15 protein-coding genes are annotated in these 14,714 nt (G+C 71.5%); 9 read left to right on the top strand and 6 right to left on the bottom strand.

Translation table 11 applies throughout. From position 1 onward, the window contains the following. The first annotated feature begins 41 nt into the window (after window positions 1-41). Complete coding sequence (locus tag AACG61_RS07495; RefSeq protein ID WP_411839377.1) at window positions 42-755, top strand: PRC-barrel domain-containing protein; 714 nt, start codon at window positions 42-44, stop codon at window positions 753-755. 52 nt (window positions 756-807) lie between these two features. Here AACG61_RS07495 and trpE read toward each other — a convergent pair whose 3' ends face one another. From trpE to AACG61_RS07475, 4 genes are all read right to left on the bottom strand, one after another. Continuing rightward, entirely contained in the window at window positions 808-2,310 is a 1,503-nt protein-coding gene (gene trpE / locus AACG61_RS07490; protein ID WP_411839376.1) for an anthranilate synthase component I, read from the bottom strand. Beyond that, a complete protein-coding gene (locus tag AACG61_RS07485; RefSeq protein ID WP_411839375.1) occupies window positions 2,310-4,211 on the bottom strand; it encodes a SurA N-terminal domain-containing protein in 1,902 nt (633 codons plus the stop codon). The genes trpE and AACG61_RS07485 overlap by 1 nt, the downstream gene beginning before the upstream one ends. 67 nt (window positions 4,212-4,278) lie before the next feature. Beyond that, window positions 4,279-5,454: an aminotransferase gene (locus tag AACG61_RS07480; protein ID WP_411839374.1), complete on the bottom strand. Its 1,176-nt coding sequence runs from the start codon at window positions 5,452-5,454 to the stop codon at window positions 4,279-4,281. 1 nt (window position 5,455) lies between these two features. Next, window positions 5,456-5,992, bottom strand: a complete 537-nt coding sequence (locus tag AACG61_RS07475; protein ID WP_411839373.1) for a hypothetical protein — start codon at window positions 5,990-5,992, stop codon at window positions 5,456-5,458. 137 nt (window positions 5,993-6,129) lie between these two features. Here AACG61_RS07475 and AACG61_RS07470 point away from each other — a divergent pair, with 137 nt between their 5' ends. The 7 genes from AACG61_RS07470 (at window position 6,130) to lexA (ending at window position 11,672) form a co-directional block, all read left to right on the top strand. Beyond that, entirely contained in the window at window positions 6,130-6,720 is a 591-nt protein-coding gene (locus AACG61_RS07470; RefSeq protein WP_411839372.1) for an anthranilate synthase component II, read from the top strand. After that, complete coding sequence (gene trpD / locus AACG61_RS07465) at window positions 6,717-7,730, top strand: anthranilate phosphoribosyltransferase (RefSeq protein WP_411839371.1); 1,014 nt, start codon at window positions 6,717-6,719, stop codon at window positions 7,728-7,730. The genes AACG61_RS07470 and trpD overlap by 4 nt, the downstream gene beginning before the upstream one ends. After that, window positions 7,730-8,371 carry a uracil-DNA glycosylase gene (locus tag AACG61_RS07460; protein ID WP_411839370.1) on the top strand — a complete coding sequence of 214 codons (642 nt, stop codon included), beginning with the start codon at window positions 7,730-7,732 and terminating at the stop codon, window positions 8,369-8,371. The genes trpD and AACG61_RS07460 overlap by 1 nt, the downstream gene beginning before the upstream one ends. Before the next feature lie 47 nt (window positions 8,372-8,418). Further along, the gene (gene trpC / locus AACG61_RS07455; RefSeq protein ID WP_411839369.1) at window positions 8,419-9,210 is read left to right on the top strand and encodes an indole-3-glycerol phosphate synthase TrpC; all 792 of its coding nucleotides are present in this window, start codon (window positions 8,419-8,421) and stop codon (window positions 9,208-9,210) included. Further along, entirely contained in the window at window positions 9,207-9,680 is a 474-nt protein-coding gene (gene moaC, locus AACG61_RS07450) for a cyclic pyranopterin monophosphate synthase MoaC (RefSeq protein ID WP_411839368.1), read from the top strand. Before trpC ends, moaC begins: the two co-directional genes overlap by 4 nt. Further along, entirely contained in the window at window positions 9,677-10,858 is a 1,182-nt protein-coding gene (glp, locus tag AACG61_RS07445) for a gephyrin-like molybdotransferase Glp (protein ID WP_411839367.1), read from the top strand. Before moaC ends, glp begins: the two co-directional genes overlap by 4 nt. A 91-nt stretch (window positions 10,859-10,949) precedes the next feature. Continuing rightward, window positions 10,950-11,672 carry a transcriptional repressor LexA gene (gene lexA / locus AACG61_RS07440; RefSeq protein ID WP_411839366.1) on the top strand — a complete coding sequence of 241 codons (723 nt, stop codon included), beginning with the start codon at window positions 10,950-10,952 and terminating at the stop codon, window positions 11,670-11,672. Between the two features lie 15 nt (window positions 11,673-11,687). Here the strand turns inward: lexA and hemC are convergent, their stop codons facing one another. Further along, complete coding sequence (gene hemC / locus AACG61_RS07435) at window positions 11,688-12,626, bottom strand: hydroxymethylbilane synthase (protein WP_411839365.1); 939 nt, start codon at window positions 12,624-12,626, stop codon at window positions 11,688-11,690. 75 nt (window positions 12,627-12,701) lie between these two features. Here hemC and hemE point away from each other — a divergent pair, with 75 nt between their 5' ends. After that, window positions 12,702-13,730: a uroporphyrinogen decarboxylase gene (hemE, locus tag AACG61_RS07430; protein ID WP_411839364.1), complete on the top strand. Its 1,029-nt coding sequence runs from the start codon at window positions 12,702-12,704 to the stop codon at window positions 13,728-13,730. 3 nt (window positions 13,731-13,733) lie between these two features. Here hemE and AACG61_RS07425 read toward each other — a convergent pair whose 3' ends face one another. Next, on the bottom strand, window positions 13,734-14,687 hold the full coding sequence (locus tag AACG61_RS07425) for an SPOR domain-containing protein (RefSeq protein WP_411839363.1): 954 nt from the start codon (window positions 14,685-14,687) through the stop codon (window positions 13,734-13,736). Between the last annotated feature and the right edge of the window lie 27 nt (window positions 14,688-14,714).

Genomic DNA, 14,714 nt, shown 5'->3' with positions numbered 1-14,714 from the left:
GCGGATCGCACGGTCCGTCCGCAGAAACAGGAGATGACAAGATGCGTAAGCTGCTTTTGACCACCACCCTTGCCCTGCCCCTGACCTTCGGCGCCGCGCTGGCGCAGGACACCGCCGCACCGGCGGCCGATTCCGCCGCAGGCACCATGGAAACCGCGCCGATGACCGACGCGGCAGCCGACCCGATGGCCACCGATGCCGCCGTCGAGGGCGAAGCCGATGACGCCGCCGCAGCGGCGGCCGCCGCCGAGAAAGTCGAAGTCGAGCAGGCCGCCAACGAATGGCGCGTCGACTGGATCACCGGCGCTTCGGTGACCGCACCCGACGGGACCGACATCGGCTCGATCACCGACCTGATCGTCGATGGCGACACCGGGATGATGAAGGCTGCGATCATCGGCGTGGGCGGCTTCCTCGGCATCGGCGAGAAGCAGATCGCGCTGCCTTGGACCGACCTGATGATCAACTCGGATGCGCAGGAGATCACCAGCGACCTGACCCGCGAAGAGGCCGAGGCCGCGCCGGAATACGTCTATCGTGATCAGGCCGCCGCAGCCGGCGACATGGTCAGCGATCCGGCCGCCGACCCGGCCATGGCGCCCGCCGCAGACCCGATGGCAACCGAGCCTGCCGCCGATCCGATGGCGACCGGCACGACCGACACCATGCCGGCCGAGACGATGCCTGCGGATGGCGCAGCCACCGAGACCATGCCGGCTGACGGCACGACCACGGAAACCGCGCCCGCGAACTGATCCGGGCCTGACATCCGGCACACGGCGGTCCCTCGGGGCCGCCGTTCTGCTGTCAGCCGTTGCCCCGCACGAAGCGCGTCGCATCCTCGGCGGCACGCTGCAGGGCGCGGCTCTTGTTGACGGTCTCCTGGAACTCAGCCTCGGGGTCGCTGTCATAGACGATGCCGCCGCCCGCCTGGATATACAGGGCCTGATCCTTGATCACCCCGGTGCGCAGCGCAATGCACATGTCCATCTCGCCATTGGCGGCGAAATAGCCGACCGCGCCGCCATAGACACCGCGCTTCTCCGGCTCCAGCTCGTCGATGATCTGCATGGCCCGGACCTTGGGCGCGCCCGAGACGGTTCCCGCAGGCAGACCGGCCAGCAGCGCCGACAGCGCGTCCTCGCCGTTCCGCAGCTCTCCCACGACGTTCGACACGATGTGCATGACATGGCTGTAGCGTTCGATGACGAACTGCTCGGTCGGGCGCACGGTGCCGGGGCGCGCCACGCGGCCCACGTCGTTCCGGCCCAGATCGAGCAGCATCAGATGCTCGGCCAGCTCCTTCTGGTCGGACAGCAGATCGGCCTCCAGCGCCCGGTCCTCGGCCTCATCCGCGCCGCGCGGGCGGGTACCGGCGATGGGACGGATGGTGACCTCGCCGTCGCGCAGGCGCACCAGGATCTCGGGGCTGGCGCCCACGATCTGGAAGCCGCCCATGTTCAGGAAGAACATGAAGGGCGACGGGTTCGTCCGCCGCAGGCTGCGATACAGCGCGAAGGGTGGCAGCGGAAAGTCCATCCGCCAGCGCTGCGACGGGACGACCTGGAAGATGTCGCCCGCCCGGATGTAGTCCTTGGCCCGCTCGACCGCGGCCAGATAGTCGGGCTTGGAGAAGTTCGACTGCGGCGTGCCGATCCGGCCCGCCTCGCCCAAGGCGCGCGGCTCGGAGGGCTGGCGGTCCAGCGACCGCAGCGCGTCCATCACCCGCTCGCCGGCGCGCGCATAGGCCGCGCGCGCGTCGCCCCCGTCATGCCAGGCCGGCGCACACAGCGTTACCTCGCCCTTGACCCCGTCCAGCACCGCGACCACCGACGGGCGCATCAGCATCGCGTCGGGCAGGTCCAGCGGGTCGGGGTTCACGTCGGGCAGATGCTCGACCAGGCGGATCATGTCATAGCCCAGATAGCCGAACAGACCCGCCGCGACCGGCGGCACGCCCTCGGGCATGGTCTCGATCCGGCTCTCGGCGATCAGCGCGCGCAGGCTGTCCAGCGCCGGGCGCGGATCGTCCTGGAACGCGTCCGAGAACCGCGCCTGACGGTTCAGCCGGGCCCGCCCGTCGCGGCAATCCCAGACCAGGTCGGGCTTCATGCCGACGATGGAATAGCGGCCGCGGACCTCTCCGCCCGTCACGGATTCCAGCATGAAGCTCTGCGGCGCGGCCTCGGCCAGCTTCAGCATCAGGCTGACCGGCGTGTCCAGGTCGGCCGCCAGCCGGATCGTCACCAGCTGGTTGCGGCCCGCATCCCATTCGGCCTGGAACTCGGCAAAGCCGGGGGTCATCTGCATCACTGAACCTGGGCGTTGATGGCGTTGATGGCGGCCTGATCCAGCGTCACGTTGACGCCGCGCTGCGCATGCCGCACGAAATAGTCGAACAGATCGACCTGCAGTGACTGGTCCAGCCGGGCGCGCACGCCCTGCAGGACCTGCTCGGCATCGGGCTGGGACAGGTCGGCATCGGTAATGCCGTCCAGCCGGACCAGGAACACCCGGTCCTGCGCATCGACGACGCCCGCCTCGCCCGGCTCGGCCAGAGCAAAGGCCTCGGAGAGCAGCTCGGGCGGCAGCCCGTCCATCCAGTCGCTGCGGGCCAGACCGGTCTCGGCGGTCCAGTCATCGGCGGGTGCGGGGGCAGCCTCCGCGTCGGCATCGTCTGCGGGCGTATCGGCCCCGTCCGCGCCTTCGGCGACGGCGGTCAGGCGCAGGTCGGCGGCCAGATCCAGAAGCTGACGCTGCACCTCGGCGCGGCGCCAATCGGCCAGGACCTCGTCGCGGACCTCGTCGAAGGGGCGCAGCGTCGGCGGGACCAGCTCGTCCAGGCGCATCGCGAAGACGCCCCCGTCGGCCAGCTCGAACAGCTGCGGGAAATCGCTGGTCAGCACCTGCGCGGCCTGCTCGCGGAACGCCTCATAGCCCGCGATGCCGCCCTCCTCGGGGGTCGGCTCGGCGGTCCAGTCGATCTGGCCCAGCTCCATCTCGGTCTCCTCGGCCAAGTCCTCCAGCGTCGCGCCGCCGGCCAGCAGGTCCTCGAAATCGCCGCTGCGGTCGCGGATCTGGCGCGCGGCGGCCGACAGCGCCGCCTCGCCGCGCAGATCCTCCTGCGCGGCCTCGAAGGGGATGTCCACGGGGTCCAGGATCGCGTTCACCATGTAGAGCGCAGGCCCCAGATCGCTGTCCAGCGGACCCACGACGCCCGGCTGCTCCAGCGCAAAGACCTCGGGCGCGGCGGCGCCCAGATTGGCCTCGGTCACCTCGCCCAGATCGACATCGTCCAGCGTCAGGCCGCGCTGCACCACGAAGGCCTCGAAGGGCTGCGCGCCCGAGTCGATCTGATCGCGCGCGGCCTGGGCCTGGGCCACGTCGGGAAAGACCAGGCGGCTGACCATGCGCCGCGCCGGGCGCTGGAACTGGTCGATGTTCTGCTCATAGGTGGCGCGAAGCGCAGCCTCGTCCAGCTGCACCTCGGAGGCCAGCATCTCGGGGGTGATCCAGGCATAGGTGATGCGGCGCGTCTCGGGCGCGGTGAAGCGCGCGTCGTTGGCCTCGTGCCAGGCACGCAGCGTCGCCTCGTCGGGCGTGGCGATCGGCTCGGGCAGGTCCGCCTCGGTCAGCTCGCGCCAGCTGAAGTCGCGCCGCTCCAGCAGCCAGCGGGCGGTCTGATCGACCATCGGCGCGGGCGCGGCCACGCCGCCGGTCACGGCGCGCTGCATCATCAGGCGCGCCTCGTCGTCGCGGACGGTGGCCTCGAAATCGGCCTCGGTCAGGTTCTCGCGGCGAAGCACCTCGGCATAGGCGGCGCGGTCGAAGGCGCCGTTCGGCCCCTGAAACGCGCCCGCCTGCATGATGGTCTCAGCCACGCGCTGATCGCCCACCGACACGCCGATGCGGCGCGCCTGTTCGGCCAGGGCCGCCGCGGCGATCAGGTTGGCCTGCACCGATTGCGGCAGCCCCATCTGCTGGGCCTGCTGCATGGTGATCTGCTGGCCGGTCTGCTGAGAGAAGGCGCGCAGCTCGCCCTGCAGGGCGCGGGCATAGTCGTCGGCGGTGATCTCGGTCTCTCCGACCGCTCCGATCCGGCTCGTCCCGCCCGAGAAGCTGGTGATGCCGAAGCCTCCCAGCCCCAGGACCATCAGACCCATCAGGATCCAGACGATGGTCGATTTGCCCTTGGTTCGCAGCTGTGACATGGCGCGGCCTTCCTCGTGGTCGTGTCCCGCCCGTCTTTAGGACGCGGGCGGGTTCGCCACAAGTGGATCAGGCCGACAGCGCGGCCAGCCTGCGCCCCAGCTCCGCGATGCCCGCGGCATCGACATTGGCGAAGGCGATGCGCAGGTGGCGCGCGCCGGTCGGGTCGTCCGCAGGCGTGAACATCGTGCCGGGCAGCGCCAGGACACCCGCCTCGCGCACCATCCGCCGCGCCAGATCGGCCGAGCCTTCGGCGAAGGGGTGCTCGACCCACGCGAAATAGGCGCCTGCGCTTTTCAGCCGCCACCCCGGCAGCGCGCCGAGCGTTTCGGCCGCAGCCGCCCGGCGCGCCAGGATCTCGGCCCGCTCTCCGGCCAGCCAGTCGCCCAGGTTCGCCATGCCCCAGACCGCCCCGATCTGGCCCAGCTGCGAGGGCGAGATGGCCACCGTGTCCAGGAACTTCTCGACCTGCTCCAGCCGGTCGGTCCCCGCGATCACCGCGCCGACGCGATGCCCGGTCAGCCGATAGGCCTTGGAGAAGCTGTAGAGCTGGATCAGCACCCGGTCCCAGTCCGGCCGGGTCAGCAGGTCGTGGGGCGCGCCGTCGCGGCTGTCAAAGTCGCGATAGGTCTCGTCCACGACCAGCGCGATGCCGCGCGCCTGCGCCAGATCGAAGAACCGTCCCACGAGCTCGGCCGGATATTCCGCGCCCGAGGGGTTGTTCGGCGTGACCAGCACGATGGCGCGGGTCGCGGGCGTGATCAGCGCCGCGGCGTGATCAGGGTCGGGCAGCATGTCCGCGCCGCAGGGCAGCGGCACGGTGGTGACGCCCGCCATGTCCAGCCACATCTTGTGGTTGAAGTACCACGGCGTCGGCACGATCACCTGATCGCCCGCCCCCGCCAGCGTCGCCATGACGGCGCAGAAGGCCTGGTTGCAGCCCTGCGTGATCGCCACGTTCGCGGCGCCCAACGCCCCGCCATAGGCGGCCGAGAACTGCGCGGCCACCGCCTCGCGCAGGTCGCCATTGCCCAGCACGGGACCATAGAGATGCGCCTCGGGCCGGTGCAGCGCGGCCTCGGCGATGGCCCGGCGCAGGCCCTCCGGGGGCGGATCGACGGGCGCGGCCTGGCTCACGTTGATCAGCGGGCGGTCGGGCGCGAAGGTCACGCCCGCCAGCCAGCGGCGCGCCTCCATCACGGGCGGCGCGAAGGTGGCGGCAAGGGCGGGGTTCAGGGGATGCATGTCAGTTCCGTTCCAATCGGCGAAGGTCGGTGAGGTCGGGCGGCAGCGACAGGTCCAGCGCCGGGGCGGGCAGCGCGGGCGCCGCCCCCGTGTCGGGCGCAAGGCGCGGCGACATGTCCGCATCCGCCGGGGGCAGCGGGGCCGCCCTGTCGGCCGCGGGCGCCGCGTCGCCCCCCGCATCGGGCAGGCGCAGCGCCGGAGAGGCCCCGTCCGCCGCGGGCGCGGCCCGGCCCGGCAGGCGGTCCACGGCCAGGGCCTCGGGCCGGGCGTTCTGCTGCGTCGCGGTGACGGGCGCGGGTTCGTCCGCGGGCAGCGGCACGGCGACGGGATCGGTGACGGGCCGCGGAGAGGCCGCGTTCGGCGCGGGCAGGCGCGGCGCGACATCGCCGCCACGCCCGAACTCGGACCCGACCGGCAGGCCGACATCGACCGCCCCCGACGCGCCGCGCGGCAGGGGCGCCGTCAGCGACAGCCCGGCCAGCAGCACCACCCCCGTCAGCGCGCCGCCCGCAAGCCCCCTCCAGAAACCGCCCGCCATGCCGAAATCCGTCCCGTCCGTCCGCCTCGATGCGCGACGACCGGCCGGTCTTGACCCCCGGTCGCGCTTTGGCCCATCTATAGCGGACGCTTTTTCCGGGGGAAACCGCCCCCTTCTTCTGGCCGCAAGGTGCATCGATGATCCTTCTGATCGACAATTACGACAGCTTTACCTGGAACCTGGTCCATTACATGGGCGAGGCCGGGGCCGAGGTCGTCGTGCGCCGCAACGACCAGATCACCGTCGCCGAGGCGCTGGCCATGGCGCCGGACGGCATCGTGATCTCTCCCGGCCCCTGCGATCCGGCGCAGGCGGGCATCTGCCTGGAGCTGATCGCGGCGGCGGCCGAACGGGCCGTGCCTCTGCTGGGCGTCTGCCTGGGCCATCAGGCCATCGGTGAGGCCTTCGGCGGCCGCGTCGTGCGCGCGACCCGCATCCTGCACGGCAAGGTCGACGCGATCAGCCATGACGGCACGGGGGTCTTTTCGGACCTGCCCTCGCCCCTGAACGCCACCCGCTATCATTCGCTGATGGTCGAGCGCGAGAGCCTGCCCGACTGCCTGCGCGTGACCGCCACCGCGGGCGACGGCACGATCATGGGGCTGATCCATACCGGCCTGCCCATCGAAGGGGTGCAGTTCCATCCCGAATCCATCGCCTCGGAACACGGCCACGCGATGATCCGGACCTTCCTGGCGCGCTGCACCGCGCAAAAGGACGCCGCATGACCGACATCCGCCCCCTGATCGGCCTGGCCGCCAGCCGCCCCCTGACCGGAGCCGAGGCCGAGACCGCGTTCTCGGCCCTCTTCGACGGCGCCGCCACCCCGGCGCAGATCGGCGGCCTGCTGATGGCGCTGCGCGTGCGCGGCGAGACCGTGGACGAGATCGCCGCCGCCGCCCGCGCCATGCGCGCCCGCATGACCCCCATCACCGCGCCCGACGGCGCCATCGACATCGTCGGCACCGGCGGCGACGGCAAGGGCACGCTGAACATCTCGACCGCGACGGCCTTCGTGGTGGCCGGGGCGGGCGTGCCGGTGGCCAAGCACGGCAACCGCAACCTGTCGTCGAAATCCGGCGCGGCCGACGCGCTGACCCATATGGGCATCAACGTGATGGGCGGCCCCGCCGTGGCGCAGCAGGCGCTGGACGGGGCGGGGATCTGCTTCATGATGGCGCCGATGCACCATCCGGCGATGCGCCATGTAGCGGCGCCCCGCACCGAACTGGGCACGCGGACGGTCTTCAACCTGCTGGGGCCGCTGACGAACCCTGCGGGCGTCCGCCATCAGCTGACCGGCGCGTTCAGCGCCGACTGGATCCGGCCCATGGCCGAGGTGCTGCGCGACCTGGGCACGCGCTCGGCCTGGCTGGTCCATGGCGGGGACGGCACGGACGAGCTGTCCATCGCCGCGCCCAGCCAGGTCGCGGCCCTTGCCGACGGGCGCGTCACCGAATTCACCGTCACGCCGGAGGATGCCGGCCTGCCCCGCCACCCGTTCGAGGCGATCCTGGGCGGAGAGCCCGCGCAGAACGCCGCCGCCTTCCGCGCCCTGCTAGCCGGAGAGCGGGGCGCCTATCGCGACGCAGTCCTGCTGAACGCGGCGGCGGCGCTGCTGGTCGCGGGCCGCGTCACCGCCCTGCCCGAGGGCGCGGCGCTGGCGGCGCAGTCGCTGGACAGCGGCGCGGCGCAGGCGCGGCTGACCGCGCTGGCGGACATCACCGGCGCGCCCTGATGTCGGCCCCTCAACCGCCCGCGGCCTGGGCCGACCTGCCCTTCTTCCGCGACCGCTGGCCCGCGATCCGCGACCGGCTGCCCGAGGGGTTCCTGCCCGGCCCCGACCGCATCTTCGCCGCGCTGGAGGCGGTTCCGCCCGACGCGGTGCGCGTCGTGCTGCTGGGTCAGGACCCCTATCCCACGCCGGGCCACGCGAACGGCCTGGCCTTCTCCGTCACGCCCGAGACGCCCCTGCCGCGATCGCTGCGCAACATCTTCGCGGAACTGGGCGACGATCTGGGCGGGACGCCCGCCACGGGCGACCTGTCGGGCTGGGCGCGCCAGGGGGTGCTGCTCATGAACAGCGCGCTCAGCGTGATGCCGGGTCAGGCGGGGGCGCATGCCAAATGGGGCTGGCACCATCTGGCGCGCGAGGCGGTGATGCGCGCGCAGGAGGCCGGGTCGCTGGCCTTCCTCCTCTGGGGCAACCATGCTCAGAAGACGCTGGCCGACCTGGCCCGCCCGCAGGATCTGGTGATCGCCACGGCCCATCCCTCGCCTTTGTCGGCCCGGCGCGGCTTCTTCGGATCGCGCCCGTTCAGCCGCATCAACGCCTGGCTGGTGGATCAGGGACGCCCGCCCATCGACTGGACCGCCTGAGGCCGCAGCCCCTTCCCCCGCGCCCCGTCCCCGGCTAGAACGGCGGCATGGATATTCTGGACAAGATCAAGGCCTACAAGCTGGACGAAATCGCCGCCGCCCGCGCGGCGCGTCCGCTGGTCGATGTCGAGGCGGCGGCCCGCGCGGCCTCCGCCCCCCGCGGCTTTGCCCGCGCCTTGGACCGCGCCGCCGAGACCGGCCCGGCCCTGATCGCCGAGATCAAGAAGGCCAGCCCCTCCAAGGGGTTGATCCGGCCCGATTTCGACCCGCCCGCACTGGCCCGCGCCTATCAGGCGGGCGGCGCCGCCTGCCTGTCGGTCCTGACCGACGGTCCCAGCTTCCAGGGCGCGCCCGACTATCTGTCGGCGGCGCGCGCGGCCTGCGACCTGCCGGCGCTGCGCAAGGATTTCCTCTATGACACCTACCAGGTCGCCGAGGCGCGGGCCTGGGGCGCGGACTGCATCCTGATCATCATGGCCTCGGTCGAGGACGCGCTGGCCCGCGACCTCGAGGATGCCGCGATCCATTGGGGCATGGACGTGCTGATCGAGGTCCATGACGCGGCCGAGTTGGACCGGGCGCTGGCGCTGCGCTCTCCGCTGATCGGCATCAACAACCGCAACCTCAAGACCTTCGAGGTCACGCTGGACGTGACGCGCGACCTGGCCCCGCGCATCCCCGCCGACCGCCAGGTGGTCTGCGAAAGCGGCCTCTTCACCGCCGCCGACCTGGGCGCGATGATGCGGACCGGCGCGCGTCGCTTCCTGATCGGAGAGAGCCTGATGCGCCAGCCCGACGTGACCGCCGCCACCCGCGCGATCCTGGACGTGGCGGCATGACACTGACCCATTTCGACGCGGGCGGTCAGGCGCATATGGTCGACGTCTCGGCCAAGGCCGACACCGCGCGCGAGGCCGTGGCGACCGGCGCCGTGGTGATGAGCCCCGAGACGCTGGCCCTGGCCCAGGGCGGCGCGGCCAAGGGCGACGTGCTGGGCGTCGCGCGGCTGGCCGGGATCATGGGTGCCAAGCGCACCGCCGACCTGATCCCGCTGTGCCATCCGCTGCCCATCGCCAAGGTCGCGCTGGACCTGGTGGCCGATCCCGACCTGCCGGGCATCCGCGTCACCGCCACCGTCCGCACCACCGGCCGCACCGGGGTGGAGATGGAGGCCCTGACCGCCGTCACCACCGCCTGCCTGACGATCTACGACATGCTGAAGGCCGCGCAGAAATCCATGGTGATCCAGGATGTGCGCCTGCTGCGCAAGGAGGGCGGCAAGTCCGGCCTCTACGAGGCGCAGCCGTGATCACGGTGGACGAGGCCCTGTCGCGCGTCCTGGCGCTGGCCCGGCCCCCGCGCCCTGAGACGGTGCCGCTGGCGCAGGCCCATGGCCGCGTCCTGCTGGAACCCGCCCACGCCCGGTTGACGCAGCCGCCCTTCGACGCCTCCGCGATGGACGGCTATGCGATGCGCGCCGCGGATATGCCCGGACCGCTGACGGTGATCGGGACCAGCGCGGCCGGGCATCCCTGGGACGGGCATCCCCGGCCCGGCACGGCCATCCGCATCTTCACCGGGGCCGCGGTCCCCGCAGGCTACGACCATGTGGAGCTGCAGGAAAACATCGACCGCGACGGCGACCGCATCACCGTCCTCTCGCGATCCTCGGGCCGCAACATCCGCGCGCGTGGCAACGATTTCGCCGAAGGTGACAGCCTGCCCGCCGGAACGGTGCTGACGCCCGCACGGATCGGCCTGCTGGCCGCGATGAACCTGGACCGCGTGACCGTGGCCGCCCGTCCCGTCGTGGCGATTCTGGCCGGCGGGGATGAACTGGTGCCGCCCGGCACCGACCCCGCTCCGGGACAGATCGTCAGTTCGAACGATCTCGCGCTGGCGGCGATGGTGGCGGAGGCGGGCGGCACGCCGCGCATCCTGCCCATCGCGCGCGACACGGTCGACAGCCTGACCGCCGCCTTCGATGCCGCGACCGAGGCCGATCTCCTGGTGACCATCGGCGGCGCCTCCGTCGGGGACCACGACCTGATCGGTCGCGTCGCCGCGGAGAAGGGCATGGCGCAGGCCTTCTACAAGGTCGCGCTGCGACCGGGCAAGCCGTTGATGGCGGGTCACCTTGATCGGACGGCCATGTTAGGTCTGCCGGGAAATCCCGTTTCGGCAATGGTTTGCGGTCAGATCTTCATGCAACCTCTCATCCGCCGGATGCAGGGCCTTCCCGCCGATGTGCCGCTTCGCCAGGCGGTCCTGGGGGTGGCCCTTCCGGCCGAAGGGCCGCGTCAGCACTATCTGCGCGCCACGTTGACGTCGGGGGACGGGTGGCCCGTCATCACCCCCTTCAACGATCAGGACTCCGCCCGGCTGGCCCTGATGGCGCAGGCCGACGCCCTTCTAGTGCGGCCCGCCGGCGACCCCGCCCGCGCGGCCGGGGATGTCGTCCATTATCTGCCGATCGGCTCTAGTTAACTGTTTTTTCACCCTTTCAGGGTCAGATGATTGACGTGATTCCGGCAATCATCTAGAACAGACATGGAACACCGGCGATAAGGGGCGGGCGATGCTGACCAAAAAGCAGATACAACTGCTTGAGTTCATTCAACGGCGGATGGCGCGCGATGGCGTGCCGCCGTCCTTCGACGAGATGAAGGACGCGCTGGACCTGCGCTCCAAATCCGGCATCCACCGGCTGGTCACGGCGCTGGAGGAGCGGGGCTTCATCCGTCGCCTTCCCCACCGCGCCCGCGCGCTGGAGGTGCTGCGCCTGCCGGACGCCCTGGCTCACCTGACCGACCCGGTCGAGGCGGAGAGCCGTCCGGCCGCGGCCTTCTCGCCCCGCGTCATCACCAACACGCGCCCGGCCCGTCCGCGCGGTGCGATGACGGTCGTCGACAGCCCGGCCGTCCAGCTTCCGCTGATGGGACGCATCGCCGCGGGCGTGCCGATCGAGGCCATCTCCGAGGTCGCGCATCACATCGCGGTTCCCGGAACCATGCTGGCGGGACGCGAGCACCACTATGCGCTGGAGGTGACCGGCGATTCGATGATCGAGGCCGGCATCAACGACGGCGACGTGGTGATCATCCGCGAACAGGACACGGCCGACACTGGCGACATCATCGTGGCGCTGGTCGACAATCAGGAGGCGACGCTGAAACGCTATCGCCGCAAGGGATCGATGATCGCGCTGGAGGCTGCAAATCCCGCCTATGAGACGCGGCTTCTGCCGGAAGACCGTGTGCGCATCCAAGGCCGTCTGGTGGGCCTCATCCGCAGCTACTGACGGATCGGCACGGGGTCAGGCCTGCAGGAAGCCCGGCCCCGCACGCTCCAGAAGCTCGCGCGCCAGATCGTCGCCCATGGCCGCCGCATCGGCTGACATGCCCTCGCGGCGTGCCGATACGACCTCCGAGCCGTCGGGACGCAGAATCTCACCGCGCAGGATCAGCCTGTCGCCGTCCAGCTCGGCCAGCCCCGCGATCGGCGTCTGGCACGATCCATCCAGCCGCTTCAGGAAGGCCCGCTCCGCTTGGACCCGAATGCCGGTAGGCCGGTGATGGATGGCGGCCAGCAGGGCCGCGCAGTCGTCATCGTCGCGGCGCCGCTCCACGCCGATGGCGCCCTGCGCCACGGCGGGCAGCATCTCATCCGGCTCGATCGCGCCGGCCGCGACGTGGATCATGTCCAGCCGCGACAGGCCTGCCATGGCCAGGAACGTGGCGACGGCCACCCCGTCCGCCAGCTTCTGCAGCCGCGTCTGGACGTTGCCCCGGAACTCGACCAGCACCAGATCCGGGCGGCGATGGGCCAACTGCGCCCGACGCCGCAGGCTGGAAGAGCCCACCACCGCACCATGGGGCAGGTCGGCGATGCGCCCCGCATGCGGGCTGACGAAGGCATCGCGCACATCCTCACGGGGCAGAAGGCAGTCGATGACCAGCCCCTCGGGCTGGATCGTCGGCATGTCCTTCATGGAATGCACGGCGATGTCGATCTCGCCACCTGACAGCGCATCCTCGATCTCGCGGGTGAAGAGGCCCTTGCCGCCGATCTCCTTCAGCGGGCGGTCCAGGATCCGGTCCCCGGTGGTCTTGATCGGCACGATCCGGAAGGCCTCGGCCGGCAGGCCATGCGCCGCCATCAGGCGGTCACGGGTCTCGTTGGCCTGCGCCAGAGCCAGCGCGGAGCCGCGGGTTCCGATGCGCAGCGGACGGGAGGGGGTGGGCATCTGTGTCATGGCGCCCGGCATAGCCGCCGGGGGCGCGCTTGACAACGCCTGACGCCTGACCTTCAAGGGGCGGCAGGAGGCCTCATGACCAAACTTCTGCTGCGCGCCCTTGCGGGCGAGACCCTGTCCACGCCGCCGATCTGGATGATGCGCCAGGCGGGCCGCTATCTGCCCGAGTACCGCGCGACGCGGGCGCAGGCGGGCGACTTCCTGTCGCTGTGCTACAACCCGGATCTGGCGGCCGAGGTCACCTTGCAGCCGATCCGCCGCTACGGGTTCGACGCGGCCATCCTGTTCGCGGACATCCTGCTGATCCCGCAGGCGCTCGGGGCCGATCTGTGGTTCGTGACCGGAGAGGGGCCGCGCCTGTCCACGGTCACCTCGGCCGCCGATCTGGCGCGGCTGCGGCCTGCGGACCAGATCGACGAGCGGTTGGCGCCGGTCTATGAGACGCTGGCGATCCTGTCGCGCGAACTGCCGCGCGAGACGGCGCTGATCGGCTTTGCCGGTGCGCCCTGGACCGTCGCCACCTACATGGTCGCGGGTCGCGGCACGCGCGACCAAGGACCCGCGCACCGCCTGAAGGACGAGGATCGGGAGACGTTCTCGGCCCTGATCGCGATGATCACCGAGGCCACGATCCATTATCTCTCGCGGCAGATCGAGGCGGGGGCCGAGGTCGTCAAGCTGTTCGACAGCTGGGCGGGCAGTCTCAAGGGCCGGGATTTCGACGACTTCGCGCTGGCACCCGCCCGCCGCATCATCGCCGCGCTGAAGGAGCGTCATCCGGACATCCCGGTCATCGCCTTTCCGCGCGAAGCGGGTGAGCGTTACATCGGTTTCGCCAAGGCGACCGGCGCGGATTGCGTCGCGCTGGACAATTCGGTCGAGGCGGAATGGGCCGCACGCGCCGTTCAGGTCGACGGCTGCGTGCAGGGGAACCTTGACCCGCGGCACATGGTCACGGGCGGGCCGGATCTGGTGCGCGAGGCGCAGCGGATCACCCGCGCGCTGCGTGGCGGGCCGCATGTCTTCAACCTGGGCCACGGCATCACGCCGGACGCCGACCCGGACAACGTGACCCGGATGATCGACGCGGTGCGCAGCGCCTGAGGCTCAGCGCGCGCGCGCCTTGGGATAGCCGTTGCGGCGCAGGTCGTTCAGCGCCGCAACCAAGGCCTGACGGTCGGCGAAGGGTCCTGCCATGACCAGCCGAACCGTGGCGTCGCCCTCGCGGACACGGGCCTGACCGGTGGGATAGCCGCGCGCCGCCAGGGCGCGCAGGACGATGCGGGCATTCTCCTCATCCGCGAACCTGCCGACCTGCACATAGCGGGCCGATGCCGGGATCATCTCGGGACCCGGTTCCGCAGGGGCTGCCGCGGGCGCGGGCCTGCGGCGGTCGGCCTCGGGTTGCGTCCTCGGGACGTCGCGGACCTCGGGTCGTGCTGCCACACGGGTGCGCGCGGGCGCAGGCGGGGGCGTCGCGGTCGCGCCGCCCGGTCGGACGCTGGCCGCGGCGGGATCGGACTGCATCCCCGGGCACAGGCCCAGGGTCGAGCCCTGCGCCGCCCCCTCCTGCACGCGATAGCCGAGACGGGCGCAAAGCTCGGGCGATCCCGACAGGCCGGATGCGTTTCGCAGCGCCGGCGCCAGCTCCAGCGCGTCGCGCAGCGCGGTCTGCATCGGGTCGGGCACGCGCGGGGTCTCCGCCTCGCGGCGCTCCTCGGGCTGTGCCGGGTCGGCGGCCCATTCGCCCTGGCGCAGGTCGCGCGACAGCTGCTCCATCAGCATGGTCTCGACATCCGGGGCGGGCGGCGGGGTCAGGGGCAGCACGCGTTCCGTCAGCGCGTCGGTGCGGCGCGCGGCGAGGCTGGGCGGAAAGCCGCACAGCCCCTGCCCCGCCCCGTCCAGACGCGGAGCCCAGCCCGCCCCGTCACGAGTGAAGACGCAGCCCTGCCCGTCGATGTACTGCGTGCCGGCAAAGCCTTCCGGCGGGGGTGGAACGGGCGCGGCCCCCGCCGCCCCCGCCAGCATCACCAGAGCCAAGACCTGCACGCGCGCGTTCATCTGCCATCCATCCGTTGTCCTGCGCCA

This window comes from Paracoccus sp. ME4 (assembly GCF_046736325.1).
GTDB lineage: Bacteria > Pseudomonadota > Alphaproteobacteria > Rhodobacterales > Rhodobacteraceae > Paracoccus.
The sequence above is the reverse complement of the archived record's forward strand: the minus strand, read 5'-3'. Positions and strand labels throughout refer to the sequence as shown.